This is a genomic window from Ramlibacter agri, from assembly GCF_012927085.1.
In the GTDB taxonomy this organism is placed as follows: domain Bacteria; phylum Pseudomonadota; class Gammaproteobacteria; order Burkholderiales; family Burkholderiaceae_C; genus Ramlibacter; species Ramlibacter agri.
Genome location: NZ_JABBFX010000002.1, coordinates 194,784 through 221,446, shown reverse-complemented (window position 1 = coordinate 221,446; position 26,663 = coordinate 194,784). Strand labels below are relative to the sequence as shown.

23 protein-coding genes are annotated in these 26,663 nt (G+C 62.2%); 12 read left to right on the top strand and 11 right to left on the bottom strand.

Features of this window, described 5'->3' with window-relative positions; all coding sequences use genetic code 11:
• Positions 1-54: 54 nt before the first annotated feature.
• From HHL11_RS19510 to HHL11_RS19500, 3 genes are all read right to left on the bottom strand, one after another.
• Complete coding sequence (locus HHL11_RS19510) at positions 55-1,047, bottom strand: hypothetical protein (RefSeq protein ID WP_169420247.1); 993 nt, start codon at positions 1,045-1,047, stop codon at positions 55-57.
• A gap of 130 nt (positions 1,048-1,177) precedes the next feature.
• Positions 1,178-1,702, bottom strand: coding sequence for a hypothetical protein (locus tag HHL11_RS19505; RefSeq protein ID WP_169420246.1), 525 nt, complete (start codon positions 1,700-1,702; stop codon positions 1,178-1,180).
• A gap of 146 nt (positions 1,703-1,848) precedes the next feature.
• Complete coding sequence (locus tag HHL11_RS19500; protein ID WP_169420245.1) at positions 1,849-2,277, bottom strand: helix-turn-helix domain-containing protein; 429 nt, start codon at positions 2,275-2,277, stop codon at positions 1,849-1,851.
• 191 nt (positions 2,278-2,468) lie between these two features.
• Here HHL11_RS19500 and HHL11_RS19495 point away from each other — a divergent pair, with 191 nt between their 5' ends.
• Both HHL11_RS19495 and HHL11_RS19490 read left to right on the top strand, forming a co-directional pair.
• Positions 2,469-3,383, top strand: a complete 915-nt coding sequence (locus HHL11_RS19495; RefSeq protein ID WP_169420244.1) for a hypothetical protein — start codon at positions 2,469-2,471, stop codon at positions 3,381-3,383.
• A 286-nt stretch (positions 3,384-3,669) separates the two neighbouring features.
• Positions 3,670-4,362: a hypothetical protein gene (locus HHL11_RS19490; protein WP_169420243.1), complete on the top strand. Its 693-nt coding sequence runs from the start codon at positions 3,670-3,672 to the stop codon at positions 4,360-4,362.
• A gap of 8 nt (positions 4,363-4,370) precedes the next feature.
• Here HHL11_RS19490 and HHL11_RS19485 read toward each other — a convergent pair whose 3' ends face one another.
• From HHL11_RS19485 to HHL11_RS19465, 5 genes are all read right to left on the bottom strand, one after another.
• Positions 4,371-8,510 carry an NACHT domain-containing protein gene (locus HHL11_RS19485; RefSeq protein WP_169420242.1) on the bottom strand — a complete coding sequence of 1,380 codons (4,140 nt, stop codon included), beginning with the start codon at positions 8,508-8,510 and terminating at the stop codon, positions 4,371-4,373.
• 349 nt (positions 8,511-8,859) lie between these two features.
• Positions 8,860-9,297, bottom strand: a complete 438-nt coding sequence (locus HHL11_RS19480; protein ID WP_169420241.1) for a single-stranded DNA-binding protein — start codon at positions 9,295-9,297, stop codon at positions 8,860-8,862.
• A 77-nt stretch (positions 9,298-9,374) separates the two neighbouring features.
• A complete protein-coding gene (locus HHL11_RS19475) occupies positions 9,375-10,190 on the bottom strand; it encodes a metallophosphoesterase (RefSeq protein WP_240980342.1) in 816 nt (271 codons plus the stop codon).
• Positions 10,191-10,260: 70 nt separating this feature from the next.
• Positions 10,261-11,463 (bottom strand): hypothetical protein, encoded by a 1,203-nt coding sequence (locus tag HHL11_RS19470; protein WP_240980341.1) that lies wholly within the window; start codon positions 11,461-11,463, stop codon positions 10,261-10,263.
• Positions 11,464-12,279: 816 nt separating this feature from the next.
• Positions 12,280-13,035, bottom strand: coding sequence for a hypothetical protein (locus HHL11_RS19465; protein WP_169420240.1), 756 nt, complete (start codon positions 13,033-13,035; stop codon positions 12,280-12,282).
• Between the two features lie 492 nt (positions 13,036-13,527).
• On the opposite strand from HHL11_RS19465, the gene HHL11_RS19460 reads away from it, so the two are divergent.
• The 7 genes from HHL11_RS19460 to HHL11_RS19430 all read left to right on the top strand — a co-directional run bounded on the left by HHL11_RS19460 (position 13,528) and on the right by HHL11_RS19430 (position 21,206).
• Positions 13,528-14,184, top strand: a complete 657-nt coding sequence (locus HHL11_RS19460) for a hypothetical protein (protein ID WP_169420239.1) — start codon at positions 13,528-13,530, stop codon at positions 14,182-14,184.
• The gene (locus tag HHL11_RS19455) at positions 14,181-14,450 is read left to right on the top strand and encodes a hypothetical protein (RefSeq protein ID WP_169420238.1); all 270 of its coding nucleotides are present in this window, start codon (positions 14,181-14,183) and stop codon (positions 14,448-14,450) included. The genes HHL11_RS19460 and HHL11_RS19455 overlap by 4 nt, the downstream gene beginning before the upstream one ends.
• 489 nt (positions 14,451-14,939) lie before the next feature.
• Positions 14,940-16,328, top strand: coding sequence for a thiol-activated cytolysin family protein (locus tag HHL11_RS19450; protein ID WP_169420237.1), 1,389 nt, complete (start codon positions 14,940-14,942; stop codon positions 16,326-16,328).
• 1,765 nt (positions 16,329-18,093) lie between these two features.
• Positions 18,094-18,714, top strand: a complete 621-nt coding sequence (locus HHL11_RS19445; protein WP_169420236.1) for a hypothetical protein — start codon at positions 18,094-18,096, stop codon at positions 18,712-18,714.
• A gap of 72 nt (positions 18,715-18,786) precedes the next feature.
• Positions 18,787-19,404: a hypothetical protein gene (locus tag HHL11_RS19440; RefSeq protein WP_169420235.1), complete on the top strand. Its 618-nt coding sequence runs from the start codon at positions 18,787-18,789 to the stop codon at positions 19,402-19,404.
• 426 nt (positions 19,405-19,830) lie between these two features.
• Positions 19,831-20,298: a hypothetical protein gene (locus HHL11_RS19435; protein WP_169420234.1), complete on the top strand. Its 468-nt coding sequence runs from the start codon at positions 19,831-19,833 to the stop codon at positions 20,296-20,298.
• A 14-nt stretch (positions 20,299-20,312) separates the two neighbouring features.
• Positions 20,313-21,206, top strand: coding sequence for a hypothetical protein (locus tag HHL11_RS19430; RefSeq protein WP_169420233.1), 894 nt, complete (start codon positions 20,313-20,315; stop codon positions 21,204-21,206).
• 590 nt (positions 21,207-21,796) lie between these two features.
• Here the strand turns inward: HHL11_RS19430 and HHL11_RS19425 are convergent.
• The 3 genes from HHL11_RS19425 to HHL11_RS34700 all read right to left on the bottom strand — a co-directional run bounded on the left by HHL11_RS19425 (position 21,797) and on the right by HHL11_RS34700 (position 24,468).
• Positions 21,797-21,994, bottom strand: a complete 198-nt coding sequence (locus HHL11_RS19425) for a hypothetical protein (RefSeq protein ID WP_169420232.1) — start codon at positions 21,992-21,994, stop codon at positions 21,797-21,799.
• Positions 21,995-22,819: 825 nt separating this feature from the next.
• Entirely contained in the window at positions 22,820-24,334 is a 1,515-nt protein-coding gene (locus tag HHL11_RS19420) for a VapE domain-containing protein (protein ID WP_169420231.1), read from the bottom strand.
• Positions 24,334-24,468 carry a hypothetical protein gene (locus tag HHL11_RS34700; RefSeq protein WP_281068716.1) on the bottom strand — a complete coding sequence of 45 codons (135 nt, stop codon included), beginning with the start codon at positions 24,466-24,468 and terminating at the stop codon, positions 24,334-24,336. Before HHL11_RS34700 ends, HHL11_RS19420 begins: the two co-directional genes overlap by 1 nt.
• A gap of 507 nt (positions 24,469-24,975) precedes the next feature.
• Between HHL11_RS34700 and HHL11_RS19415 the strand changes: the two genes are divergently transcribed.
• From HHL11_RS19415 to HHL11_RS19405, 3 genes are all read left to right on the top strand, one after another.
• A complete protein-coding gene (locus HHL11_RS19415; protein ID WP_169420230.1) occupies positions 24,976-25,602 on the top strand; it encodes an AAA family ATPase in 627 nt (208 codons plus the stop codon).
• Between the two features lie 13 nt (positions 25,603-25,615).
• Positions 25,616-25,900: a hypothetical protein gene (locus HHL11_RS19410; RefSeq protein ID WP_169420229.1), complete on the top strand. Its 285-nt coding sequence runs from the start codon at positions 25,616-25,618 to the stop codon at positions 25,898-25,900.
• Positions 25,901-25,964: 64 nt separating this feature from the next.
• A complete protein-coding gene (locus HHL11_RS19405) occupies positions 25,965-26,600 on the top strand; it encodes an HAD domain-containing protein (protein ID WP_169420228.1) in 636 nt (211 codons plus the stop codon).
• The last annotated feature ends 63 nt before the right edge of the window (positions 26,601-26,663 follow it).

Below are 26,663 nucleotides of genomic sequence, written 5' to 3'. Positions count from 1 at the left end.
AGGATGACAGCGTGCGAGTCCGCGAGGCTACCGCTCCGGGCGCAGAACCGGGCGCTACCCAGCCAAGACGATGTCCACGAACTTTAGGTCGCCGCGGCGAGTCCTGACAGCCTTGACGAGTACGGTCTTGTTGACCATCGGGCCGATAACATCGTCGACGGCCTGAGACAAACCTTTCACCATCACCTGCCCGTTGTCGGCGTCGACCTTTAACCAGTCGCCGTCCAAGTCGAGCGCGCGGAGTACCCCGCTGAACTCCTGCATCTGCTCGCCGGCGGACTCGTCCGCCTTCGCGGACTCAGCCTTAATGGCAAAGTCGAGCTTTGGGCGAGTTGACTCATCGAGCACCACAGCGACGTCTTCGCGCTCCCTCGAGGAGATGGCCACCGACTCGCTGCTGTTGGGTGGCGGCGTGAGATTTCGGATGAGCTTGCGAAACGTACCGCGATAGCCCTCATCCGGCACGAGTTCTTTGCTCGCCTCGCCAGTCGCGTCATTGGCGATGGTTGTGACCACGTCCAAGAATCTTCTGGCGATGTCGGCAGCTTCCAGCTTCTCTGCGTCGAACATGTCCAGCTGGCCATTGACCTTCACGGCGACCGAGAACTGGAAGCTGCCCGGCGCTTCCTGTACTAGCCAAGGCTCGAACGAGCTCGTGATGTCATTTGTCGGCGGTCCGTGCCGGCGCAGCGGCTTGCCGTTGCTCCATTCGACCACGCGGAAGAAGATGGATTGCAGCGTCTTGACTCTGTCGACGATTAGGTCCAGCGGAGCTGCACCTCTAAGCACGCTGCCGCCCTTGACTGCGACCGTGACGGAGCCAGGCAGGAACTCTCCAGTGAGGCGCTTTCGGTCCCGCTCCGAGTAGAGGGTCTGCACGAGGTCGTCGAGTTGCTCTCGGGCTGGCGGTGCCAAGTCAGGGTTGGCAAGACAGCGGTATGCCAGCATCGAGGCGCGCTGCACATCTTTGCCCTTGTACCAAAGAGAGACCGCGCTAACGGCGGCAATGCCGAACGTTCGTGCCTTCGATGGGTCGAGCTGGGCCAAGGCATCCTCTTCCGCTGCAGCAGCCTGGCAGAACAGCTTCTCGGCCTCCTCAACGTTACCCTGCGCCGGGCGGCATGCGCCCGAGCGGCAAGCGCCTCGCTTGTTTTGTGGAGCGCGAGCCAATCCATCGCTATGCGCGCTCCACCAAGATAAGCTTGGTCTTGAATCCGACGACCGCTGCGATGGCGGGCTCAGCGCCGGTGCCCCTACGGGTCTGCTCCCGCTTCTCCTTCAGTCGCTGGCGCACTTCCCCCGGCGTCCCGTCGGTACCTGAGACTTCGAGGCGAAACGCACTTTCTAGGTCTTCCGGGCTCGTTCCAGCCGGGGCGACATAGTAGTCGGCGCCAGTCTTTGTTTCGGCTCGGGCGATGCTAACTAGGCCCTCAAGGTCTTCGACTGCGGCAAAGGCCATGACGTATGCGCCATCGCGCTTCGCATCATCGGCGTTGTTGTATGAGCGTCGAAGCTTCTCATCGACGGGGGCCCATTTGACTTCGTAGACGACAGTCTCACCTTTAGACGTCACCTCAAAGTCGACGGGCGGATTATGGTGCACCTGTAAGCGAACCTTCGCCGCATTGGCATAACCTTGCAGCTGGTGCGGGTCGATGTCGTGGCGTTCGGATAAGTCTTCGAAACGGAGGTTCTTAGGCATGGCGCTGCGGTCTTGCTGGTCTTCGATGCAGCGCCCCTAAGGGCCTGCTTTTTATCGCGGCACTTTACCGACGGATGCCGAGGCTGTCACTCGATTCCGCAGCAGCAGGCAACCACCGCTCTGACGGCCGCGGCTAGTCGACAAGTTCATTCCTCCAACCGAGCTAGCGCCTGTCGCTTCCCAAGAGCGCGCACCTTCGCCAGGCTCTCAAGCTGCGCTGCCCTCGGGCGCGTGCCACCTTGCTCCCACTTGTATATGGACTGGCCCGAGACGCCGGCGAGCTTGCCGTATTCGGCCGCAGACAGGCCAAGCTTCTTACGGTGCGCCGCCAGCCTGGCGGCGCTAAAGCGTCGACGAGGACCTTCTACATCTCCATCTTCCTGGTCTTGCGCCTTCGCGCTCGCCCGAGAAGCCATCTTCAGCTGCTTCTGAAGGGCTGCGATTTCGCGCTTGAGAGCCGCAATGGAACTGCGGTGCAGTGCGCTCGCCCGCTTCAGAGGTTCGATTTCTGCGCGCAGTTCTTTGCGTGCTACGCGGGCAATTTCGTCTTTTAAGACGGATGCTACGTTTGGCATCCAGCGATTGTGCCGCAGGTCTTGGGAACTGAGCAGGCGGCGCTCAATTGAGGGGCGAGCCGTGAACGCACGTGTGCGTTGACGCAAGGGGCGCTCACGGGGGCCCTGCCATTCGCGCGCCCGGCTCGGCCCGATGACTGAGAAACTCTCGTCCGCCGCCTAATCTCGAAGGGCTGTTGTACAAACAACCCATGCCTCTGTACCACGCCACCACAAGAACATTTGCGGCAGGAGAAATCGTTGCCAGCTCTGGCGCAAATGCGTTTTACCCGGACGTTGGCCCGCTGCTTGACGCCGCCCGGCCTCCAGGATTTCCGGCTCGTAAGGACTGCGTTTTTGCCGCGGACACAGTGGATGCCGCAACCGCTTTCGCATATGGGCAAGGTACGCCGCGGGCACAAGTGAAGGTCTACGAGGTGGATTTTGTGTCTTCGACTCACAGGGGGCCCATGGCCATCGTGCATGCGATACGCAAGAAACTAGAAGCGAGGGTCGCGCCTGACGCCCTCATCAAGGAGTACTGGGGCAGCACTCGAGCTTGGTCGTTCTGGGAGACTCTAGGCGCCTCGTTCCGGGTCGTTGTACCCGTCTCAACAGCAACACAGGGCGCGGTCACCTTGTTCGGCCTCGGTTACGACAGCGACGTGAATCAGGCGAGCACGCTGGACTCGTGGCTGGCTCAAGCGCGACTGATGTTCGTGCACACAATTAAGTGCCGGGGTTCTGACGGGCGTGTGCGGAACTTCGTGTATGAGCCGAAGTTGCCAGGGTTAGATGTGCCGAAGCGCTGGGACATTGTGGTGCGGTCGCAGGTTCAAAGCGCTGCGGAGGAGGTGTTCGAGCTTCAGCTTACGGAATTCTCGCCCGGAGTACTCACCGTGACCATGGTGCACCACCATGAAGCGCCACACCTCAAGGCCATGGGAATCCCAGAGGGCCTGCTTCCCCACGTTCGAGGCCACCTTGGCAAGCGGATTGAGTCGAGTCCGAGTGCAGGCGCTGCCGGCGTCTTTAGAACTCAACGCGCGACCAAGATGTGGAAGCGGCTAGAGTCCCTCGGGCTTGCCCGTTACGATGTCGGCCGAGACGTCTATCAGCTGGCGTGAGAGGCGGGACCGGCGCGGCGATGCCGCCGATTCCTCGCTATGCCGAATACCCGTGGGCGGTGTCCGTCGTGAACGCGAGCCCGCTGAAGCTCTTTGACGACCGGTATCTCATGGCGTCCAACGAGATGAACCTGCTGAACACGCTGCTCCTAGCGAACAGTGACGGGGTGGTATGACCACACCGGCTTCAGCAACCGTTGCAGCAGCTCAAGGCCCCCCCTTCCGCCTCGACTGCTCATCCCGGTTGTCGACCCAGGCATCTCTCGTTGCAGCATTTGGCTGCTCCGTGCTGGCGCTCCGCGAGTTCGTGGCTGACCCCAGTCTTGGCATCGCGTACGAACGAGACTGGGAAGAGCTGCCACCTTTCGACCGATGGCTCTTTCAGCAGGCATGTGCTCGGCTCGGGCGGCCCGCGCTGCCCAAGGAACTCTGCTGGTTCCACGGCACGCGCGTTCCGCCAACGTCGGACTTCTCGGAGGGCATTCTCCCGTTGGGCGCATGGCTGCCGCGGCTCCAGGCGGCCGTCGACGCCACGCTGGACGATGTGAACATGAAGCGCGAAGCGGCGGCGGCCTTTGCGCGCAAGGGCGGCTTCGGCATGCACTTCGGCATGAAGGTGAAGGACTCGCTGCACTGGGGTCCGTACGCCATCCTGGTCCGCGAGGTGGCGGACTATGCGAGGACCCTGGGCCAGCACGACTACCTCGGCATGCCTGAAATCATCGAGGACTTGTGCGAAGACGTTCGGTTGGCCTCGGGACTGGAGCTGCTCCCCGTGTTGGAGCAGCGCTGGAAGCCGGCCGTCGTGAAGTTCACCGCTCCCGCAGGAGATTCCGCCGGCTATGCGGTTGCAGTCGCGCTTTGCTACTTGCGCGAAGTGGCGCTGCAAGGCCGGCCTGGGCACGGCGCCGTGTGGTGCTTCGATGGCGGGAACACGCCCGTTCCCGCAGACCGCATCGTTGCGGTCGAATGGGTCTGAGAGCCCGGTCAGTCCCCGTCGGCGGCGTCGGGCTCATAAACCTGTGGCTTCTCGTCCAGCAGCACCACGCCTTGGCCAGGCCGATAAATCACCACCGTGTCTACGTCCAGCGACGGCGCCTTGCTGCCGCCGTATCCGCCAACCGTTCCTCGGTAGACAAACTGCCGCGCGTAGAGGACCTGGCCCGCATCGAGCAGGTACTTGTCCAGCAGCGTCTTGCGCAAGAAGAGGGCTGAACGGTTGTCCTTGCGGACGTCGAAAGCGGCGAGTTCGCCGTGTTCGTCCAACCATCCCGAATGCTGGTCCCAGTGCAACTGAAGACCGTCGATGAGCGCCTTCGTCGGGACGTCCAAGCTTTCGGCTCTTCCCTTCCAGGAATAGTCGGAATCCCACTCGTTGCCCCTGGCAAGAGTCATGAGGCTGTGCACCATTTCACCGTCCCGCATGCTCACCTCACCGTACTCGAGGCAGTACTCACAGGCCGCTTCTCTTGGGTACTCCGCGAAGTAGGCTCGGTACGAGCTTGGCGCGTTCTGGTATAGCTCCTGCTCAATCACTTCGCGATTCGCGTCAAAGCTTGGCGCCGCCGGCGCGAACACCGTCCAAAAATCCATCGTGATGCGCCGGTAGGGAACGTTGTCGTCGTCCTGCAGAAGCTTCTCATCTGACTCCGCAGAAAGCGAAAGGGCGAACCACTCCGTGCCGTCGGTGCCTGTGCGAATCAGGCACTCCTCGTGAGGAGTGAGGTCCTGTCGGTCGAGCCACTTTCGGTCATCTCCATCCCGGGGGAACGCGTAGTCTGGTGATGGGAGCAGGTCATCCGGATAGGCAGGGCGCGGCCGGATGTCACGAACATCCGTGATGTCCGCCTTTCGCAGGCGCAGGGCGTACTTCAGTGCTCCCGGGTCAGGCGCCTCCCCGCCCAAGTCCTTGCGCGGCGCGAGGTTGTCGCTCAAGAGCGCGACGAGCCTGTGAAGCGCAATCCAGGAGTACTTCTTCCCTATGCGCTCCGCGTAGCCGGGGCGGCCGCGCTCTTGGCCGTGCCGACGCGCCATCGTACTGTCGTAAGCCAAGCAGGCGTTCGATGCACCTGGGAAGCCGAGGCGCTGAATCTCAACCATCATCCAGAAGGCAAGTTCCTTCTCTCCGATGCCCGCCGCCTTCAAGTCGAAGCGCCGGACCTCGGACTTGACCTCGTATTGCCAGAAGTCCGGCTGCATGGTCCCCGGAATGAAGTCCATGTTCGCGACCACGGCGCCGTGCACCAGCAAAGCCTTTGCCTGTGCCTCTGTGGGCCAGCTGGCCGGCAGAGTGGTACGGGTCGGGAATGCTGCGAGCCGGACCAGCGTCGGGCCTGCGAGATTGGCCCTCCCGATGGCTTCTGCCAGCAGGTTGATGTTGTCTCTGATGACTTGATTTCCCCGGTCGTAGCCTGGCGACAAGAGCGCATCGAGTGCGCTAGCGAATTGACCTCTGGCTGTGGGCCGCGCCAGGAGGCATGCGCAGTAGATGGCGCTGCTGACGCTCTCCAAGATGTACTCGTCGTCGCAGTCGTCAAAGTGGCGAGCCACGTGGGCAGCCAGGTCAGTGTCTGCTCCGAGAAGCCGGGCCAGTCCTTTAGTGCTCTGGTCACGGACTCTGCGGTCTGGGCTCGAGGTCAGCCAGCCAACGGCAACGCCGGCCAATCGGCGGCTTTCCACCGGCCAAGCGGACAGATTGGACCTGAGTCCAGCCTCGACGAGCGAACTAACGACGCCAGAATCGTCGTAGGACTCGTCAAGTGCGTTCCACAGGAAACCCTCGCGCGTCGGTGCGGCTTGCCTTCTCAGCGTCGTGTCGAGCCAACTGGCGTTCAGCAGGTGGTCCGGAACAAGGCTGACCTTCAGCGATGTCTCAAGGACCTTCGGCCACGACGGCGTTCCGAGGGCGTCCCCGAACGCCGCCTCGGCATCAATCCCGATGGAGGACTTCGTACGCCAGACGATGCCCTGGATGAACGCCGGGTAGGTGCGGTCCTTGGGAAGCCCAAGCTGCGTCAGCTCGATGTTTGCCGCCTCAGGCAACACGTATGCCGACGCCTCCAATAGGCCATCGTCACAGGCCGCGAGCTGCGAAGCGAGGCTCGTCACATCCAAGGCGCCCGATGCCGAAGCGACCTGCACCAGCTGCAGGCAGCGCAGCACATCGCCGTATCGCTGGTAGCCGAAGCGCACCAGGTAGTCGTCGCCAGCAGCCTGCGTGACAATGAGGAGGCCTTCCTTGTGCAGCTCCTGCAAGAAGCTGGCGGCAGTTGCCTCACCCTGAAGCACGGGGTCTACGGCCCGACAGGCTTCTACCCACGTGATGCCGCTCGCGGCGGACATGGACTGGGCGAGGGCGAGCAATGCCTTGCGAACGATGTTGCCAGGGGAGGCCAACGGCAGGCGGCCGCGCACACGTTGCTCGCACAGCTCCAGGTAGCCTTCAAAGAGGCCGAGAAACCCAGGCAGGGTGAGGTCGAGAGACCTCACGCCTTGAGCCTGGAGCGTCCGGCAGGCGAGGTGCAGGAAGAGGGGATTGGCGGTCTCTTCTGAGAAGAGCGGTGTGATTTCCGCGTCAAGGCCGTATGAGGCGGCGAAATCTTGCAGCGCCTCGAACTCCCGGCCTCGGAAGCCCGGGTGTTTGAAGGCGTAGCCGGGGAATCGGCTGTCGACGACCACGTCCTTGTAGGTGTCGCGGGTGGAGACGCATACCTTGATACCGGGATAGGCTCGCACTTGGCTGAGGAACTCCGGCAGCCGGTCCTTCCACTTGCCCCCCATGGGTCCTTCGTTCAGTGCGTCGATGAACACCACGACCGGGTAACCCTGGGCGGTGGCGGCGGCGTCGAGGCACTCGAACAGTTCACCCCGGCCGACGTTTGAGCCGAACCCCAGCTTGGAGCGAATGACTTCCCAAGGAGTTGGGCCGTCGAAGTCGTCTCCAAACAGCACGAGGGAGTACGCGCCCATCGCAAAGCGCCGCTCGGCGGCGCTGACAATTGCGTGGGTCTTGCCAATGCCGGCGGGGCCGACGAGCAGAAGGGACTGGGCGCGAGTCGCCTGAATGGCCGGACTATCGAGCGCTTGCCGCAGCTCGGCGATGGCTTTCTGGGCATCCCGGGACCTGTCTAAGTTCGCTGCCGGGAAGTCGAGCTGGTATGAGGCATGCCACTGCCGAAACCCCGGCGTGTCTTTGTCTGCGCCGTGCTTCGCGCAGAACTCCGCGTAGTGCATAGCCTCAGCAGCCTCCATGAGAGGCTGGAGCGCGTTCGCGGATGCAAGGAGCTTCGCAGGCGCATCGGCTGGTGCGTTGCCAATCACCAGCTCGCGAAGGCCGGCGCGCACCCGCGCCACGTGCTCAGTTGCTCGTGACTGCTCGTCGGGGTTTAGAACCGTGACGACTTCGCCCAGGCCGCCGGCGAGATAGCTGAAGGCAGCCCTCAGAGACTTCAGCTGCGGCAGGACCCATGCTTGAACGTCTCCGGTGCCGCCGAAGAAGTCTAACGCCAAGTGCGCTGCGGTGTTGACGTCCAGGGTCTCCGTGTACCGCGGACCGGCGAAGGCTTGGGCAGCCGCGAGGCAAGAACGAATCGTGCCGTCGGTGAGTGTGGAGTCGTCGAACCAGTACCTTCTGAGCCCGCCGTGGTGGTCCAGTGAGAGCAGCTGGCCTCTGCACTTCGTAGCACCGATAAGTTCGATTTGCAGGGGTTTACCTGCCTTGAAAGCTGCAGCTTCCTGTGCCTGCTTCCAGTGTTCGAACTTCTCGGTTTCGCTTTTGCCAAGCTTCCCGGCTGCCTTCCGGCCAGTCAGGTCGAAGGGCACGTAGATGGAGTAACTGCGCAGTTCCGGGTAGTTCTGGAGGGCCGTTTTCAGCGAGTCCTTGATTTGGCCGAACTCACCGTCCCCGAGCTTGAAAAAGTACTTGGCCTGGACGCCATGCACAGCCCCCGAGAGCTCCTTGAAGTAGGCTTCCACCCCCCCATCGCCTCCGTCGCCGCGCAAGCTGGTGAACTCGCTGCCAGCTACGGCAGGGAAGGTGCGCTGAAACAGCAACGTTGCAAGGGCTTCAAACGAGTCGTGTTGACTTTTCGGTGTCGCGCGGATGTTCTTGAAATTGATAGTCGACATGGCCAGAACCGCTGGTGATTGCGCCTAGGGTAACGGATGGGCTTTAGTATCCAGTCCGGCCAGCAAGTGGGAAGCACGGCGGGGCGGCCAGCGTCCTGTCGCCAGCACGTCGCCGTGGAGCGGCAGGTGCGCTTCGCCTGAGGGCACCGCCGCCAGCCTGAGTCAGGAAGTCGCGTGTTTCGCCCCCAGCGCACGTCGCGCAGCGCGGCATCCAATTTGCTTGTCAGCCGCCCTTGGAAAAGGCTAACTTCTTGTCACCAATGGATTTTTGGCCATCTGCTGGATGACCCGGAAATTCAGAAAGTAATGGCCACCTTACGGTGGCCATCGAATCAATCCTTGCGGTCCTTCAGTCGGTCCAGTCGACCAACATCGCCTGAGTCGCGGTCTGGGCGCTCGCCGGGACAGAGGTCGCCACTTCGTGTGCGGTCGGCGTCATCGCTTTCGTCTTGCTCGCAGCCGCGACCTCTGTCGGTGAGCCCACGGCCGTCGCCGGCAAAGGCTTCGAAATCTTCGCCGCTTCGAACGCAATAATCAGCAGCGTTCCCGTCGGCTTGCCCTCGCGGGAGAGATAGAAATCTGTTTTCAAGCGGCCGGTGACCTTGACGAAGTCGCCCTTCGCGAGGTGCGGGTCGGCGTCTTTCATGACCCGGCACGTATAGAAGGTGGCCGGCTCCCGCTCGAGCGCGCGATGGCTCTCAGCCAGGCGGAACTCGAAATATCCCTTGCCGCTGGCCTTCGACTCTTTCCGGACCGGGTCAGTCGCGACGTTTCCAAAAACTTGCATGCATGTCCTATAGGTTCACGATGGGATGAGCCCCATCACCACCGTGTAGCTACGAGCGTCAAGATGTCTGCGAACACCTAGACATCGAGCACGCAAGCCCACTGGAACCCGGAGTTTTCGAACCGCTGACCTCTCGCATTCATCGCGGAGCGTGTTCCCCGCGGGTATCCCAGCGGATTCGCCACCACGCGGCAGCCATTCACTGTGTAGTCGAAGCTATCGTGGACGTGCCCGTGCAGCCAGAGCGAGGCACCACTGAGCAGCGGCGACAAGTCGCTCACAAAGGCCGCATTCAAAGGGTCTGATGCGTACCGCGGGTGGACTGACGCGGGGTGCGGGCCATGATGGGAGATGACGACCGTGCGCCCGTCATACGGGGTGGCCAGCTCCTGTTCCAGCCAGGCGCGAGACTCGCAGTGCTGGGCGAGCGCGTTCGCCGGCGTGAACAGGCCGCGGCCATGCCGGATGCGGCCGTGGTCCGCCAGGCGGCGGCCGGCAAGGTCCATCGCCTGAGACTGGTGCACGTTTGGCGACAGGTTGTAGTCAGTCCAGAGGGTCGTGCCCAGAAATCGAGTTCCACCGAAGTCGGCCACGCTGTTGTCCAGAAAACGCACCGAGGTACCGCTAGCCGCATCAGCCAGGAGCGTCCGCAACTCTTGCAGGTCAAATCCATAGAACTCGTGGTTGCCAGCCACATAGAGGACTGGGACGGGCCACTCCCTGAAGACCTCGATGGCCTGAAGTCCAGTCCCGATGTCACCGGCCAGCACCAGGACATCAGCGTCACGCGCCGGCGCGATGACGGCTTCTTCGGGACGGGTGGAGACTAAGAACTCCAAGTGCAAGTCGCTCGCTAACTGAATGCGCATGATGAGGTCCGAATAGTCACCCATTTTGTTGGTCGGCCCTGAAAAGCCGGCACTACCCGGACCATTTACCGCCTGTTCTATCGGTTTCTGTTCTTCAGCCTCCAGTGTTTCCGGGTGCTCTCGCTGGGCGTAGCAGCGGGGAGGTGCAAGCTGGCCAAGGCGCCATGGTTGTCGGCCGGCGATACGGCAGCAGCCCGTCCGAGAACCAACCAACGATGGGTTCGCCTGCGGCTTCGACGCGCAGCTTTGGTAGCCAGGTGGGCAGGGCCTGGACGATGACGTGTCCCATCCTTCTGTCGACAGCGTGTGAGCGCCCGTCCGCGAGCTTCTCTTCCACGCCTCGCCAGACCTCGAACACGCCTTCTTCGGACTCACGGACATGGACTCGGTCGCCGACCAGGACCTTGCCGTTCTGCTCCGCTCCGATGCGCCGGAGTACCGCCAACGCGCGAAGCCGGATGCGGTCCGTCTTGCAGAACACGACGACGCGCCGCAGAACTTCACCACCAGGCAGCGTACGACCGATACTGACGGCCAGCGCGGAGAGAGCGGCTTCGCGGTTGGCACCCCGCTTGCTGATGTCGGCCTCAAAAAAAGTTACCCCGTCGGCTTCGTACGAAATCGCGTCTGGGCGAAGGCTTTGCCGCACGGTTTTCCCGCCGCGCGTCCATGTCACAGAAACCAACCCCTGGACCATCGGCTGGCCCGCAGTCGTGCCCTTGTTCAGCGAGCGCAATACTTCGCTCTCTGTTTGCGCCCGCAGGCCTCTCGCTTCGCAGGCGATGACCAGGAACTGCAGCCATAGCCGGTGCTCCGGATTTCTCATGTCGGACACGCGACGCACGGAGGAGGAGGCGTCAATGCCCGCTTCCTGGAGTGATGCCGCTCCCGGCGCGGTCAGGCCACACACCGACTGAAATCTATCCGTCCTATAGCGCCTAAGAAGCTTGGCTTTCACCATCCCGCGCACCGCTCGCTGTGCCGCCGTGAGGGCAGCTTTGTAAGGCCTCTCCGGGAAGCAGCCTGCGGCTACATCAATCGTCCGGATGACGCGAAAGCGGTTTGCCATCATAAGCGCGCGCCTCCAAATGGCGTCGCGCAGCCGCAGCGTAGCAACGGTGTCCGACAGCCCGCGTCGGACTTTCGCTCGAGCTACGGCGCCGACCGCGCGAGTCTTTCTATCTTCGGTCGACAACGTGTGGCGCGGCGTCTCGCCCACCGTGTCGACCGACGATGTGCCGTGGTTGGCATGGGCAGCGTGTGCAGTGGGTGCTTCATGCTCGTCTCGCTGGTGCATGGGTGTGTGTGTCGCAGTGTGCTTCGGCATGGGTAACAGCGGCATCTCGACCAGTGCAATGCGTCCGAGGTACTGCCTATTGAGGATTCGTCGTTGACCCGTGTAGCCACGAGCTTTTCAGCGCGGTGTCACCTTACCCAAAGAGCCTGCACACCACGCGGTTGCCATCCATCGGTGGTGCTCTCGCTGGCTGGACGCACGGCCGCCGAAGGGCCTGGGGCATGCGTTCTTTCCCCTTCGTCAGCCTCGCCGCCCGAGGGGGCGGCGTCATCCACGTTTTCGTCGCGACGTCCCACAAATACAGGCGTACTGTCGGCCGGCTTCGCCGGTGCGAACCGCCGCCGCCCCCGAACGACTTTTCTAGGGCCACCGTTCTTTCAGGGCGGCTTGCGCAACTGTTCTTTCTGCATGCCGCTCCTTCGCGGCTGCCCGTGGTTCGTGACCAAGATGTTCATCGCACGAACCGCGGGTCCCGGCCGCAGGCAGACTGCTACCGCAGTCCCGACCTTCGATGTCTGCATGCGCTGGGTGCGGCGGCGGTTCGCACCGCCTCGCCGACCCGGTCGCGTCATCTGTCTCCTCGCGGTCGAACTCACGAGGCCAGTGTCTCCGCATGCACGCTGCATGTTGTGCACCATCGCCCGCTGCTGAACGCAGCGCCGTCCTCCTGCTGGATTCGCCAATGGACAACCGGACGCTGCCATCGGGCAGGGCGATGATTGAATCTGTGGGTTCAACGGCGAGGGTGTTCCACGCCTTCCGTTCAGCGGACGTTCCTACAGGTGCGCGCGCTCTGTCGCACTCGTGCCCGCAAGGTCATGAGCCCGGCGTCCCTGAACGAGAAGCAGGAATCCCATCTACTCCTTCCGCATAAGCGTGGAGGAAGTTGATGCCGCCAAATTTCCCCTCGACGGGAATGCCCTTGTAGATGATGGCCAGCTGTTCTCGCGCGGGGGCAATTTCGCCCGGGTTGTCCAATTGCCGAACGAGTTCGCGGTAGTTTTCGTATGCGTACAGGTCCGCGGCTTGCAGTGGAAAAACGCATCGCGGCTTAGCAAAGCTGAGGGAACCGACCCCCGTCCATTTTCCCTGCTGGAAGACTTGGTGAATGGACGCGGCGTAGTCTTGGTACTGGTCCTGTCTTGCGAAGACAAACGCGACATGGTTACCGCCGCCGTACCTCTCCGACACCTGGTGAGCCTGTAGCACTGCCATTGCAAGGCAGAAGTGATATTTCGATGGGTAGTAAGCCTTCATGACGTGTGAGGCCGCATAGTCCCAATCGTCGCGATACACCGCCGCGCTCACTGCGACCAGCGACTCCTTGACGACTAGCTTGGCAAGGTCCAGCGACAAGGCTTTACGCGCATCGCGCGACATGCGGCTGAATTCGCCATCGCCGACCTCGCACTGAACGGCATGGAAGCACGTGATGCCGTCCCTCGCTAGCCGTTTCTTCCATCCGTACTCCAGGCGTGCCCACGTCAGAGAGTCTCCAACCAGTCCCGCGACAGTCGTAACGCGCGCTTCTTGACCATGGGTCCCGCTTTCATCGAAGTAGGCCACCAGCATCGGGAATCTCCGGTTTCCCTCGAAGGCAACGAATCTACACGAGCGCTCGTCGCCTGGCGCAGGGGAACCTCCGAAGGTTAGTGCGGGTGCTTCTCGGTCGCATCGCACCGTTTCGCTCGCCATGCCGGGTGAAAGGCCTCTATCGGTGTGCCGCGACCGCATTTTCCGGGACGGGTAGGCGGCTTGGGGTGGCTCGCCTCTCTCTGCAAAGCAGTGGCTCCGAGCGCATGCGAGTGCGGTTTGCGTCGGTGGAGCTACGGCCAGTCGACTGCACGCGCTGCCGCGTCCCTCGACCTTCAAAGACGCTCCATGCGCTGTGTTCGGGGGGCGTCGCGCCGGCCCGCTCGCCCGGTCGCGGCAGCTATGACATCGTTGTCGCACTTAGGGCGGTCCGCTCTGTGCGCTCTTACGCTAGCCGCAGCAGGTCGGGAAGCTTCGCATCGCTCGCTATACAGGACGCGCCATTTCCGGCGTACCTCCTAGGACATCGCGATGATTCAAACACACGAACAAGGCCATGCAAGGCAGGCCCTCTCAGACGACGAGCGCCGACTCTTCTACACGGCGTCCATACTGACCCCCGAAGAGGTGGCGGAAAGGACGGAGCAGTATCCTGAAAAGGTCCGGTGCGTGGTTACCGGCAACTGGTTTCTCTGCGGCGACCTGTCCGAGCAGATGTTTGACCTGGTGAAGGCGGACTGGCCGGGTGACCTGTCGATTCGAGTGACGGCCTTTGCTTCACCGATTGGCGTTTACTACGGGGTTCTGTCCCACCAGGCCAAAGGGCACGCCCATCGCTTCGTGCTTCCGCTGTACGAGCCGAGCGCCGGCGAGCTGCTGAAGGCTATTCAGCAGACTCCGTTGATGTTCATGCTCGGGCGTGACGAAGAGGTGGAGGCGATGGTGCTTCCGTGCCCGCTGCCCACGCGTGACTTCGCACCGCTTCTCGCTCTGTGCAGCCAACCGGCGAGGGAGCAGCTGCGAGATGCGGTCGCGGAACTTCCGAATGTCATCAGCGTGTTGAAAGAGCCGGCCCAGGTGCCGACTGCTATCCACGGGCGCGAGGTCACCCACGTCGATGTGTCGGTGTTGCTGCCGACGCAGTCACTGAAGACCGTTCTGGGCCTCGCCAAAGGTCCGGAGCAATGACAGCACCGAACGCCGCGGCAGCGTTTGCCGTGAGAGGTTCCCTCTACGGTGTGTTCGACAGAAAGACGGGCGAAGTGCTGGTGGTAATCGAGGCACGGGACGCCCGTCAGGCGATTGAACGTGCCAACTGGGTCGCACCGTACTTTGGGTGGAGACATTTCGAGGAAGGCCAGGTGAAGGAGGTCGAAGAATGTCCGGACCGCACACCGACCTTCTTCGAAAACTACTTCGCAGCCCTCGACCGAGGTGATGCAACGTTGCATTGATTTAAGGGCCCGCTCGTGCGGAAAGCTCCTCACTTAGCCTATTGAAGGCTAGGTAGGAACTCCCAAGGGCTACTTCAGAGGGCTTCGTCCGAGAGGACGGGGCCCTTTCTCCATTGCCCAAGCAGTTCCGCGCGCGACGGGCCGTCAACGAGGCCGAGTCGCAACGCCGGTGCTTTGCCGTCCAGGCCGACGACGCACATTCTGCTCTCAGCGGCGCACACCTACACGCGCGCAAGCGCGTGCGCACTTGCCAGAATCCCCGCTACCTGTCAATAGAGACGGATTCGTATTCAGCTTGGGCGAGACAAAACTGACATTCTCTGACAAGAAGAAAGTTCTTCAGGGAGGTTAGCAATGAGTCTAATTAGGAATGCCATCCTCGTGGCGGCTAGCGCCTGCGCTTTGTCTGGGTGTGCGACCACGTCGTGGTTCAACTGGATGTCGGGAGCGCCTGCCGACACCGAGGCGTACATCAAATCCATCCCCCCGGTGAACGTCGCCAACGACTCGGCACAGCCCGATGGCGACGTTCTCGTGCCGAATACTTTAAAGGGGTACACGGGAAGGTATGGCGACCGAAAGGCTAATCACGAGGAGTCGTTGCGTCTCACGCGTGCGCTCGAGCGCATGGTGGCGTTCGACCCCAACGCAGGAGTTCTCTTCCCCGGCTCGCTCGTGCAAGGAAAGAGCCTACCTGACGGGGTGCTGTTTCCGATTACCGTCGTTCGTCGGGAGCAGACCTGCACTGTCACGGGCCTGTCCGGACCCGCGAACACCCGGTATTCCGCGACTTTCGTCCCCACGGCCAGCAACGCAACGGCCGCAATCAGCGAAATCCTCGCGCAGCACTTCAATGCGGACCAACCTGCGCGAGCGACCTACTCGGAGACGAACTTCTACTCTATGGAACAAGCCACTCTGAAGCTCGGCGCCTCCTACGGCTGGCTGACTGGAAAGGTGGACGGCTCTTTCAACACTGCGAACACCAACGCCGTCACGCGCAATATGGTCCGCTTCGTGCAGGCGTATTACACCGTGTCCTGTGAGGCGCCGAGCACTCCGATTGACTTGTTTGCGTGGAACACCGACTATGGCCAGCTGCGGCAGTACATGGGACCGGGCAATCCGCCGGCGTTCGTGAACTCAGTCACCTATGGCCGCGAGCTGTGGATGCTCATCGAGTCCCAGCACTCGGAGGCGGAACTCAACGCCGCCCTCAAAGCAGCGGCGAATTTTGGGGCCGGCCACATGGCAGGCTCTGTGGACAATGTGTCCAAGAAGGTCCTCGACGAGAGCTCCATCCAGGTGCTGGCCATCGGCGGAAGCGGCAAGCACGCGGTCAAGCCCATGACCAACGGAGCAGCGGCGCTCACCGATTACCTGGAATCGGGGGCAAACTTTTCTATCAAATCGCCAGGCTGGCCTATCTCGTACACGGCGATGTACTTGCGGGATAACAGCATCGCGAGGGTCTCAGCGACGACGGACTACGTCATCAAGACGAGCGTAGCGGACCCTGAGCCTGCGCCCCTCACTTCAGCTCGCGTTACGTGGACGACCACAGGGGACGACAAGGACTGGGACACGCAGGCCGTTGTCGATGTCTTTGACAAGGACGGAACTAATGTGGCGCATGTGGCGTGCTGCAGCTCCGACAAGAACAGCGACCATTGGACCGGCGGCGCTCAGACGCGCCAATTAACCCTGCTTCGAGGCGCTGACAACATGTCTCTGCAGCACGGAAACTTCCGAGCCTATCGGAACCCGCACGGAACCGATGACTGGGATTACCAGGCGACAGTGGAGCTATTCTTCGCCGACGGCACGTCAAAGACGTACTCGAACGGTGGTCGCAATACCGTCGGGCAAAGCTGGTAGCGGCGGTTAGCCGTAGAACCCTCCCTGGAAAACGAAATAGCGCCTCGCGGACAAGCCGCGCCTAAACTGTTGAAGGTTTCGGTATCGGAAGATGTCCGTGAGTCCCTTAACCGCGCGCTTTCGGCGGGCGAGGGCGTGCACGACCCCGTCGTGCGCACGCGGGTGCAGGCGCAGCTGCACGCGGTGGGCTGCCGCCGCCCGCGGAGGTCCTGGACGCGTTCGAAGGCGCACCGTCTACCTGATGTCGGACATCGACGGAATTCTTCACGAGCAAGGTGCGGCGCGCATAGACGACCAAGACAAGCTGGTTCGTGAGGGGCTCTTCAAATGGGGGCCTCACTTGCGGCAGGTACCAGGACGTCCGCGTGGTTCTGCACTCAAGCTGGGCACGCCTGTTTGGGCGGCTGCAATATCTGGAGCCCCTGCTGCCTCCCACCCGTTCGCCGGGCTGGTGGACACCACGGACGTCAACGAGCACCGCCGTGGTAACGCCGTTCAGGCGTGTCTCGACGCACACCCGCCGGATGTTGGTGCGTACGTCGTGCTCGACGACCGGAAAGAGGGTTTCGGCTCACATGTTCCGCTTGTACTGAGCGACTCTAAGCGTGGGTACTCATACGAGCCAGAGGTGGGCGCGAGTTGCGAGGTGCGGCCGTTGCAGCCAGAGCGCGCGGCCGGCGATAAGGAGAAGAGCAGGGCATCGACATTCATCTCGCGTACCAAGAATGCAGCCTTTTGCGTGAATGCGGGAACCAGGCATCTAGGGCGCCTCGGTTCGTGTAGTGACGTCGTAACGTGCCCCAATCTTCTCGTCAGTTTCCTGGCGCACACGTACAGGTTGGCTTCATAAATCCGTTGATGTTTCCGGGCCCATCCCCGCACGACGGGCCTGTGCAAACCCCGTGCTGGCCGACTGGGCACGATGGTGATTCGCAACCCCAATACGTGTTCTGAATTGGCCCATTCGGGCCGTTGCACGCATAAGAACCTGAGGGTACTGAGCACTGGCGTCCCAACGGCGGGGCAGGGGAATCACAGTGACACTCAGCGTCGCCCCATATCCCTTGACCGCGGCAGGAGCAGACCGCACGGGGCCCAGGTTGACCTGGGGCCGGACACGTGATGCTCGCATAGTGTGGCCCGAAAACGCCGCAGTCTATGTTCTTCGAGTCAGCAACAGCGAGCAGCGGCATTGCAAACAGGATTGCTGCCGCGCGCAGAAAGCCGCTACTCATACTCCCATGCCGTGTGCCCTTGTGTCGTGCCCACAAGTACACGTGACGCTATTCCACCCCTGCGTAAAATCTTTGCAGGCACACTGCGAGCACGGGTACTTCTGCTCTGCCTCTACCGGGTCCACGTTGACAGACGACTGTGTTACTCGCATCACTTGCGCGAGGCTTCTCTCGCCAATCAGGTCCTCTGTGGTTTCCATAGTGACTCCTGTTGTGTTCGAGGGAACCGTCTCGTGGGGAATTTATCCGCATAGCGGATAAAGCGCAATGGTTAGCTCGTACCCAGCAGTGCCATACCGTGTTTTGAAGCTTGCGCGTTGCAGAGCGGGCCTGCTTCTCTCATCCAGAATGGGGAAGAGCATCTACACGGCAACCCTACTCAGCTCCGATGAGATTTCGGCAAGGACGGAGTACTTCGCAGCCCTCGACCGAGGTGACGCAACGTTGCATTGATTCAAGGGCCCGCTCGTGCGGGCCGTTTTCTCGCGCCGTGCCACTCGTGACTAGACAAAGCATCACTGGAGACACGAATGCACATCAAAAAGCGCGGCAACAACGCCCTCTTGTATCGGTCCACCTGGGTACGCAAAGGCGCCGAGGAAAATGACCACGGTTTTTCTCGCCAGGTGTACGTAGCGTCCTTGCCCCTGCAGGCAACCGAAATCCCTTCGGACACCGACGCGAAGCTCACGCCCCTCGAGCGCGAGTTCGTTGAACAGCGGGTGGTCGGGCCCGCGCGTCAGGGGCTGGCGCGCTGCCAGGCCGATGCGCAGAAGCGCGCTCGTGACCCGCTCTGGCGCTTGGAAGAAGGTCTGCGCTTGGTGCGGGAAGCGTCAGCACTGAGCGCCCAAGGAGCGGTACCTGCAGCACGCGTTCGCGAGCTTCACGCCGCTGTTGCCTCCATCCAGTTCATCGGGGCATCGTCACAACCCGCGGAGCGCGACCCGCTCGAGGCCGCTGTGGAGAGCTTGCGCAATGCGGCGCGGGCCGTCGCGAACGGGCACTACGGGCCGGCGCCAGAGGAGGGCGTGCGCAAGAGTCCCATCTACGTCCGGTGGCTCGAAATCTCCGAGCAGGTTGACGGGAGCGCCCCGGACGGCCTGCTGCGCCAGCTGCAGGCGAGGGGATGGGTGAAGGCAAAGGCGCGCTAGCCACGTCCTGTTGAATGGACGGTGCCTATAAGCAGTGCATGCGCCTGCATGTGCAACTGAGGACAAATTTTGATGAAGAACGTGAACGCCCAACTGGCGGCGCAGGTGTCGCCCGTACATCCCAACACGAACGAGTCGGCAGAACAGCGGGTGAGGCGCCTATACGCCCACCAAGGTGGCCCGCTGATTGGCTGGCTGCTCGACGAGGCGCGTCGGCGCGGCATCGAACTCCAGCAAATGGCTGCCGAACTCGGCGTCACCTATGGGTACGTCCATCAGCTGCGCACCGGCATCCGAAAAACCAGTTCCATTTCGAAGGACTTCGCAACCGCCTGTGGGGCGTTTTTGGGGGCTCCCACGTGCGTTGTGTTGCTCCTGGCCGGCTTCCTGACCATGCGGGACTTCGCGGTCCGGGCGCTCTCCGAGGAGGAAGTCATCGAGAAGGCCGTTCGGCAGATGCTGGACGACTCGCACGTGCGCAGCTTCCTCGCCGTGGACGTCGCCTCGCTTCCCCTGGACGCGAAGCGTGCCCTGGTCGCCATGTACGCCGAGGTCACCGGCACTGACATGTTCGAGTGGCGCGAGCTTCCGAACATGCTGCGTTGGTTGCAGCGGGCTGCGCTGGTGCATGACGAGAACGAGGCGTGCGTCATCCGAGGTGAACGGGACGTGCTGGACCGAGGTGAATGAAGAGAGTCGCTGTCTGATTGGAAGGGGTGTCGCCTGCAGGGCGGCGCCTCTTTTTCTTTGGCTTAGTCCCACGAGCATTGGTCATCGAGCCACCCGGCTGGCCGTTCAGGACGATGAAGCCGACGCGGCTGTTGGGGATAGCGCACCATGCCAGCGAAGCGAATCAGCGCTGCGATGAAAAGGACCCCCATCACGATGTTCACGGAGTAAATAGTGCGAAGTGACTCTTGCGTGAACTACGCGCGATTGCGTCGAGCCCGAATCACGCGCTGGGTACCGACCGGGGTCTATTGGTGCGTGTGCAACGCCTCGCGCCAGCTTGTCGGTGAACTGCCCATTGAATAGGCATATTTATGCCCGCGATTTAAGCATGGCCGCGCGAATTGAAGAAATTCGTTATGTGTGCTCTAATTTGCATACCGAAACATGAACGGGGGCGACGTGGCGGGTGATGCAAAGTGGTTGGCAATGCGCAAGCGGTCTTCCGCTGCCGCCAAGATATTCGACGTTCTTTTACGCTACGAGGTCAATGTGAAGACCGTCAGGCTCAAGAAACTCCAAAACAGGGCGGTTCTGAGCGAGGCGGAAGTACGCGACGTCATGAAGGAACTCGAGCCGGCCCTCGGGAAAGTCGTTCGGGCCTCCGCGAACGCGCCTGCGCGATTCGAATTCAGCACCAGCTTTCTGGACAAGATTCCCGGCCCGTTGGCTGGCGAGTCGTCCACGAGTTCTCACCTGGCAGTTGCGGCGAAGGGCTCGCGCCTATTCAGTGAGTTCGTCTGTAAGTTGGCCGGCGGCCGGGAAGCCCGCCTGCAGCTGCCTGAGCATGCGAGTGCAGATGACTTTCGCAAGCTTCAACGCTTCATCAGCAAACAGGTGGGTGACGAGGCGTAGTCACGCTCGACATCATGTCGCGCCAAGCGTTTTCGCTGTACGGTCAGCGCGAGCGGCACGCCCAGAGCGACGGTCTGGAGGGATTCATCGCCGAGGGCGGGTTCGCTTACCAGGATGACTCTCACGACAGCAATACGGTTGCTCGGTTTCTGGCTGTGCTTTTGAACTTCGATGCGGGTCCCCACCCCGTGTCATTCGTCCAGGAGCTAGCCGCTTCCATGAAGAACGTGCTGGAGCATTGCTTCTGCGTCCCCTGGCCCGACGTGCATCGGGAGTCTAAGCGGCTTCTGGAAGGGTTCGCGCCGGCGGTCGTGAACGTGGTGGTGCGCCTTCCTGCCAGGAGCCGCTTGGAACCAGATGCGCTGCGCACAGTGAACTCCACCCTCGCTGCCCTGGTTGGTTCAGGCGGGCACCGCCCGGGCGTGGTCGTGGGCATTTGCGCGAATCCGCACGAGTGGGTTGAGCTGACCCAGTTGCGCCACTTCGTCGCGGCGGACCTTCCGTATCTCGAGCGGGATACCTGCGCGCTTTTCAAGACCGTGGCCTCCATGATGGCCCCCGTGGCCATCGTCGAGTGGGACGAAGAGGACTTGGCACAGGGTCTGGGGGACGCACACACACCCGCTCGCTTGGCGCATGCCGTGTGGGAGCAAGAGGCGGAGCAGCTTCGCTTTCTCTCGACTGAGGATGGCCTCCGCGCGTCGGAAGCTCCAAGCGTCTTCGTGAGCGCGTTTTTGCCGGACGCATCCATCAACACGACCAAGAAGCTGATGGACGCGTATCGCAAGCAGGCTGGCCAAGGCCGCGCCTGTTTCAGTGTGACCTCCGGGTTTTTCCGCCAGGTTCACTGGCTCGCGCACGACTCGTCGCATGTCGTCACAATCTGTCGGCAAGCCGCAAACCCGTGAGAGTTGCCGCGCCTTACTACAGAGGAGTTCATGAAAATAGACGCTTTGTATCGTTGGCCCTCCAAGTCGAAACTCGTTTTCAGCAATAAGCGCGGGCGCGTGTACCTGGCTTCAAGGGACCGCCGATTGGACTTGGCAGACTCGCTCATGTGGGACGCGCAGCCAACGCGCACCCTGTACATGAGCCTGAGCACCGAAGCTCCCGCATGGCGGCGGTGGACGGACGAGAACCTGAAACTGATTGAGGCGCGCGTGCGCTACTCTCTGGGATTCGATGGGTACTGGGTGTCTCTCAAGAGGCTCACTGAGCCCGGAACTCGACCCCCACTTTGCACGCGCCCGTTTCAGTGGCGCCTGCAGATTCGCACACCGGCGTAGCCCAGCTGAGTGCTTGGCACACCGGACTTGCGGGGTCATATGCTTGCATTGGCATTTTCGCGGTGCTGCTGACTCCTAGCGCCGATGTCGTCCGCGCGGCAACCCCGAGGGGCTTGCTTCCATGAGCCCTCTCAGCCGCTCGAATCTCTTGCGGGCGGCGCTCCTCAAGAGGGCTCCTCCGCAGAAGCAGGAGCGGCTTGAATCGCTCGATGTTAGAGCAGGTCGGTCAGCTTCCGCGCATCCGTGATGGCGTCTCGAACACCGGACGCCGGCGAGTCCTTCAGCGGAAGGCGGACGTGCACCACGCGCAGCGCCCGCAGTCCAATCCGGACGGGGACCACACCCTCCCAGAAGCGCCCGCTGCGCCGTCCGGTGGGGAAGCATGTCCAGTCCTTGTCAGGGATGACCATGCCGCATCCTACGTCAGCTGCCGGCCGGGTCAAAGGCGTATCGGCACCTAAAGGCTGGCCGGTTCTCCAGACCGGCCGCGTCACGTTGGCCATGTGTTGGTACAGCGTGGACCTCCTTCCCCCCAAGAGTGAGCTTCACCTTTGAACCGCGGAAGCGGCTTCGGCGTGGGTACCTGCAGCAGGGCGCCGCCATGTTGCGGCTGCGCGCCCTGGCCTGCCTTGCCCGGGTGCGCGTGCCCGGCGCTCGCTCGACGGCTTGGCTCGCCGGTCTGCGCCGCTTGCGGCGCCCTGGCCGGCTGTCGGCTGTTCCGGCCCTGAGCTTACCGCCGGAGGCTTTCCAACCTCAGTCCGGCCTGGGACCTCACGGCCGGGTAGCCGAGAGCTCCATCGACTTCTTGCGCGCTAGCGCGTGGCGAAGCACTGCCGGTTCATACGGACCGCGTCCCGGTCAAGCGGGCTGCCACCGCGTTGATACGTCCTTGTCCCCGTTTGCGTACGCTCCTCGTCGAATCAATGCGCGGTGGGTACCACTTCCGGGCATCGACCCAGCTACTCAGGTCCCAGGTTGTTGATTTGCCTGGGAAAAATCGCCATGGGTAGGTGGGTAGATGTTTCGGGGACTTTCGAGCGCGTGCAATTGTTCAACAACCATTCTCCATTCCCTCTCAAACCAGCTCTCCATTTACCCTAACGAACAAAAATGCAAGGTATATCAAGGACTTGGTTAGTGGGTAGAACATGGGTAGATGGCGGGTAGAAGGATGGATGAGCGCTCTGGAACGGAAGCACCCCGCGTAGGCGGAGTACTTTCCCAACCTCGCTCGTTCATGGCACGGTCGGCTCGCCGAGGAGCTCCCGTACTTGGCTAAAGTAGCAAGAGTCGCGCCGCGGGCATACGCGCCAGACGCGCGCCCCGCCCGCCGAAACCGACTCGGCACCCGTCAGGCGTCGCAGCGCGGCGCCGGCCTCGGTGACGTTGCGCTTCTCCTTGGGCAGGCCGAACAGCAGGAGCGCCTGCGTCGCTGTAATCTTCACCAGCTCGCGTGGGTGAGAGAGCCCAGGAAGCGCCTTTTCCACGGGTGCAAAGTCAAACGTTTCTTCCAGTAGCTCACCCACGGCTGTCGTGGCTTCGAAGCCCTTGTTCACCTCGCCCAAACGCTCGTTCTCCTGCTTTGTCAGCCACCACTGCTCGCCGGCGTCGTACTTGGACTTCATCTCGGCCCACAGCTGCTGCATGTCGATGTTGTGGTGGCCGTCAACGCCGATGACTGGCACCGTCATCCATCGCCGGTTGCCGGTCTCGTCGATGAGGTAGTCGGCCTTGTTGACGCTCGCGCCGCAGATGGTCTGGCGCTTGAGCGTGGAGTCCAGGCGGGCGAACGGGCGGCGCGCGCGGTCGCTGCTGTTGGACAGGAACGCCTTGAGCGAGCCCATCTCAGTCTTGGAGAAGGTCGAGTCGACTTCGCCCAGTTCGACAATCCAGTACGAGTTGAACGCGAAGACGTGGTCTTTGTTGTGCGGGTTCAGTTGAAAGCCCTCTTTTACCGCGCCCATCTCAGCTGGAACCAGGCGCTTGAACCAGGAGGTCTTCCCGGCGTACTGGGCGCCTTGCAGGGTCAGGGCGTTCTCGAATTTGTGCGCCAGGCTCTCGCTGTAGAGGCTAGCCACGCCGGCTAGCAGCCAGCGATTGAGCATTGCGTCGCGATGCGCGGCATATCGGGGCACCACGGCCAGGGTGTCGCACAGCGCTTGAAAGCGAGAGATGCCGTCCCAGGGCGTGCTTTCAATCCACTGGCGCACTGGGTGAAACGAGTTTTCTTCGGACAGCAACGTGAGCGTGTCGTTCAGGCGGCTGCCCCCGAAGTTCATCCCGTTGATGACGCACAGGTTTTCGATGAACGTGAGTGTGTTGTTGTCAGCGTTGTCGATGGACCAGGAGTGCTCCGGGACGGAGAACACGCGGCAGCGGCTCATCTCGTTATACGCACAGCTGACCCCATAGGCGTTTAGGAGGTGGCGCAGGTTCTCCACCGTTGGCATCAGGCCCGTGACGACTTCATTTCCATCCTTGTCCGTCTTCGCCTTCTTGTGCGGGAAGCTTCGGGTCGGCAGCGGTTTGTCGAAAGCTGGAAGGGGTGTGGGCGGTGTGGGCGGTGTGGGCGGTGTGGGCGTGGCCGCCGGCACGAGTCTGACGGCCGGCGCAGTCGCCAGCGCAACTCGCCGCGCCTCAAAGCGTTCGGTGAGCTCGGGGTTCATGCACGCAAGGACGGCCTCTTCATGCTCAAGTAGAGCCTGCAAAGATGGGGCGGCGTCGATGAGGTCGAGCAGTAGGGCTTCCATTACGCCGCCTCCGCAAGCTGCATCTCGGCAATGTAGGTGGTCATGGCGGTCACGCCAGCGTCTTTGCGGGTGAGTTGCAGGGCTCGTTGGCGGTCGTTTGGCTTGAGCGCCGCAGCCAAGGCGGCCGTGGACATGGACTCATAACCCCGCAGGGGAACAGAAGACATGGAAACCTCGTAGCTGCGGGTTCATTCCGCATCACGACGTGTAGGAACAGAGTGTTTAAACCTGCATGGCTAAAACCGGAGTCGCTACACGACTCATCACATCGCAACGAGACCTGCTATGACCGAACACGACGAACTCCACTCTGCGTACCTGTCCACCAAGGACCTTGCGGCTCGCCTGAAGGTGACGCTCGGAACGCTCGCAAACTGGCGCGTCCAGAGGATGGGCCCTAGCTTCATCAAACCTCGCGGTCACGTCCTGTACCCGGTGGGGTCTGTGATGGCTTGGGAGCAGAAGCACCGCACTGAAACCGAAGCCTGATTCACACCCCTTAGAAGAGCGGATACGAGCGTTGCCAGACAGCATCGAAAGAACGCGTTTTCCAGATTCGTAAAGATAGAAAGATTCCAGTGGAGCGTCATTGCAAGGCAACATTGTTCAAAGAAACCAGTGATTCAAAGAATGGAGAATAAATGAAAGCGTGGGTTGTGGCCTCCTCGGCTAGCAAGGGCGGCGTTGGAAAAACGAGCGTCGCGGTCGCTGTCGCGGCCTGCCTCTCGCGCCACCTGAAAGTGGTGGTGGCTGACAGCGACCCCCAGGGCACAGCGAGCCTCTGGTCCGCCGCCGGCAAGCTGCCGTTTCCAGTGGTGCCGGTGGCCAGCGAGGCGGACATCCGCGCGCTCGCCGCGCAATATCAGCTCGTGGTTGTCGACTGTCCCCCGCAGGTCGACGCTCCTGTGATGACGGCCGCCTTGGCGTGCGCTGACCTGGCCCTCGTGCCACTTGCGCCGGAACCCGCAGACCTGTGGGCTACGACGCTCCTCCTGCAGCGGTGTGCAACCGACTTCCCGCAGTTGCGCAAGCTTGTGGTCCTGAACCGGGTGCCCTCAGGCACGGCGCTGGCACGGGACGTCCTGGCATCCATCGAGAACGCTGGGTGGCCTCTTGCCAAGTCGCGGCTCGGTCAGCGCATTGCGTACAAGGAGACCATGGCTGTCGGCGGCACGTTGGACGACCTGAAGGGCCCCGGCGCGGCCAAGGCGCGCCAGGAGGTCCAGGACTTGGCACTCGAAGTTATGACGACACTCTCGAGTCTATGAACGGAAGACTCTAATGACCAAGAAATTCGACACTATCGGCGAGCAACTGGCACTGGCCAGTGCCACCGCCATCGAGAAGATGGCCAGCCGTTCGAAGACCCCCGGCAAGCCGGCCGGCGAACCGCTGGTCCCGCTAAATTTTCGCGTCCGCAGGAGTGCGCATAAAAGGCTGAAGGCCTGCGCTCTGGCGTGGGACATGTCCATGACGGACCTGCTCGAGTCTTTCATCGAGTCACTGCCAAGCGCCATGGGCGAGGCCCCGCCGGCGAACGTCACATGGACAAAGCCGAATTCGTAAAGATTCAAAGAAAGATTGCGAGAGCCCCGTGCGCATATGGCTTGGCCGTTATACAAAGTCGCCCATGAATCCTGACGAACTGCCCGACGACGTCCGGAAGTCCCTTGACCGCGCGCTTTCGGCGGGCGAGGAGGTGCACGAGCCCGTCGTGCGCACGCGGGTACAGGCGCTGATGGATGCGCTGGACCTGCCGCTCCCCCAAGAGGTCCTGCACGAGTTCGAAGGCCGGACCGTCTACCTGCTGTTGGACATCGACGGCGTGGTGCATGAGCAGGGCGCCAGCCGCATCGACGACCACGGCAAGCTTGTGGGAGAGGGCCTGTTCAAGTGGTGGCCCCAACTCCGCCAAGTCCTTGAGGAGCATTCCGACGTGCGCGTAGTGCTGCACTCCTCGTGGGTACGTCTGTTCGGGCCGCTTCGGTATCTGGAGCCTTTACTGCCGCCGGACCTGTTCGCCCGGGTGGTGGACACCACGGACGTCGACGAGCATCGCCGCGGCCACGCCGTTCAGGCGTGGCTCGACGCGCATCCGCTGGATGTTGGAGCGTACGTCGTGCTCGATGACCAGGAAGAGGGGTTCGGCTCACACGTACCGCTGGTGCTGTGTGACCCTAAGCGCGGCCTTTCCGACCCGGCAAAGGTGGAGGAGCTGCGCGCTGCGCTTGTTGCAGCCAAAAGGAAAGCCGCCCAGAGAAAGTGAGCGTGCGTGCCGATGGCGGGGGAGATTTGCTCCCGCCATTTATCTGGCCTCAGCTCAGCTCCG

Excerpts from the sequence above, each read along its gene's own strand:
- HHL11_RS19460 (WP_169420239.1), top strand. The coding sequence starts at position 13,528 with ATGATTCAAACACACGAACAAGGCCATGCAAGGCAGGCCCTCTCAGAC.
- HHL11_RS19435 (WP_169420234.1), top strand. The coding sequence starts at position 19,831 with ATGAACGGGGGCGACGTGGCGGGTGATGCAAAGTGGTTGGCAATGCGC.
- HHL11_RS19455 (WP_169420238.1), top strand. The coding sequence starts at position 14,181 with ATGACAGCACCGAACGCCGCGGCAGCGTTTGCCGTGAGAGGTTCCCTC.
- HHL11_RS19420 (WP_169420231.1), bottom strand. The coding sequence starts at position 24,334 with ATGGAAGCCCTACTGCTCGACCTCATCGACGCCGCCCCATCTTTGCAG.
- HHL11_RS19505 (WP_169420246.1), bottom strand. The coding sequence starts at position 1,702 with ATGCCTAAGAACCTCCGTTTCGAAGACTTATCCGAACGCCACGACATC.
- HHL11_RS19465 (WP_169420240.1), bottom strand. The coding sequence starts at position 13,035 with ATGCTGGTGGCCTACTTCGATGAAAGCGGGACCCATGGTCAAGAAGCG.
- HHL11_RS19500 (WP_169420245.1), bottom strand. The coding sequence starts at position 2,277 with ATGCCAAACGTAGCATCCGTCTTAAAAGACGAAATTGCCCGCGTAGCA.
- HHL11_RS19470 (WP_240980341.1), bottom strand. The coding sequence starts at position 11,463 with ATGCACCAGCGAGACGAGCATGAAGCACCCACTGCACACGCTGCCCAT.
- HHL11_RS19405 (WP_169420228.1), top strand. The coding sequence starts at position 25,965 with ATGAATCCTGACGAACTGCCCGACGACGTCCGGAAGTCCCTTGACCGC.
- HHL11_RS19445 (WP_169420236.1), top strand. The coding sequence starts at position 18,094 with ATGCACATCAAAAAGCGCGGCAACAACGCCCTCTTGTATCGGTCCACC.
- HHL11_RS19430 (WP_169420233.1), top strand. The coding sequence starts at position 20,313 with ATGTCGCGCCAAGCGTTTTCGCTGTACGGTCAGCGCGAGCGGCACGCC.
- HHL11_RS19440 (WP_169420235.1), top strand. The coding sequence starts at position 18,787 with ATGAAGAACGTGAACGCCCAACTGGCGGCGCAGGTGTCGCCCGTACAT.
- HHL11_RS19425 (WP_169420232.1), bottom strand. The coding sequence starts at position 21,994 with ATGGTCATCCCTGACAAGGACTGGACATGCTTCCCCACCGGACGGCGC.
- HHL11_RS19485 (WP_169420242.1), bottom strand. The coding sequence starts at position 8,510 with ATGTCGACTATCAATTTCAAGAACATCCGCGCGACACCGAAAAGTCAA.
- HHL11_RS34700 (WP_281068716.1), bottom strand. The coding sequence starts at position 24,468 with ATGTCCACGGCCGCCTTGGCTGCGGCGCTCAAGCCAAACGACCGCCAA.
- HHL11_RS19410 (WP_169420229.1), top strand. The coding sequence starts at position 25,616 with ATGACCAAGAAATTCGACACTATCGGCGAGCAACTGGCACTGGCCAGT.
- HHL11_RS19415 (WP_169420230.1), top strand. The coding sequence starts at position 24,976 with ATGAAAGCGTGGGTTGTGGCCTCCTCGGCTAGCAAGGGCGGCGTTGGA.
- HHL11_RS19480 (WP_169420241.1), bottom strand. The coding sequence starts at position 9,297 with ATGCAAGTTTTTGGAAACGTCGCGACTGACCCGGTCCGGAAAGAGTCG.
- HHL11_RS19495 (WP_169420244.1), top strand. The coding sequence starts at position 2,469 with ATGCCTCTGTACCACGCCACCACAAGAACATTTGCGGCAGGAGAAATC.
- HHL11_RS19475 (WP_240980342.1), bottom strand. The coding sequence starts at position 10,190 with ATGGGTGACTATTCGGACCTCATCATGCGCATTCAGTTAGCGAGCGAC.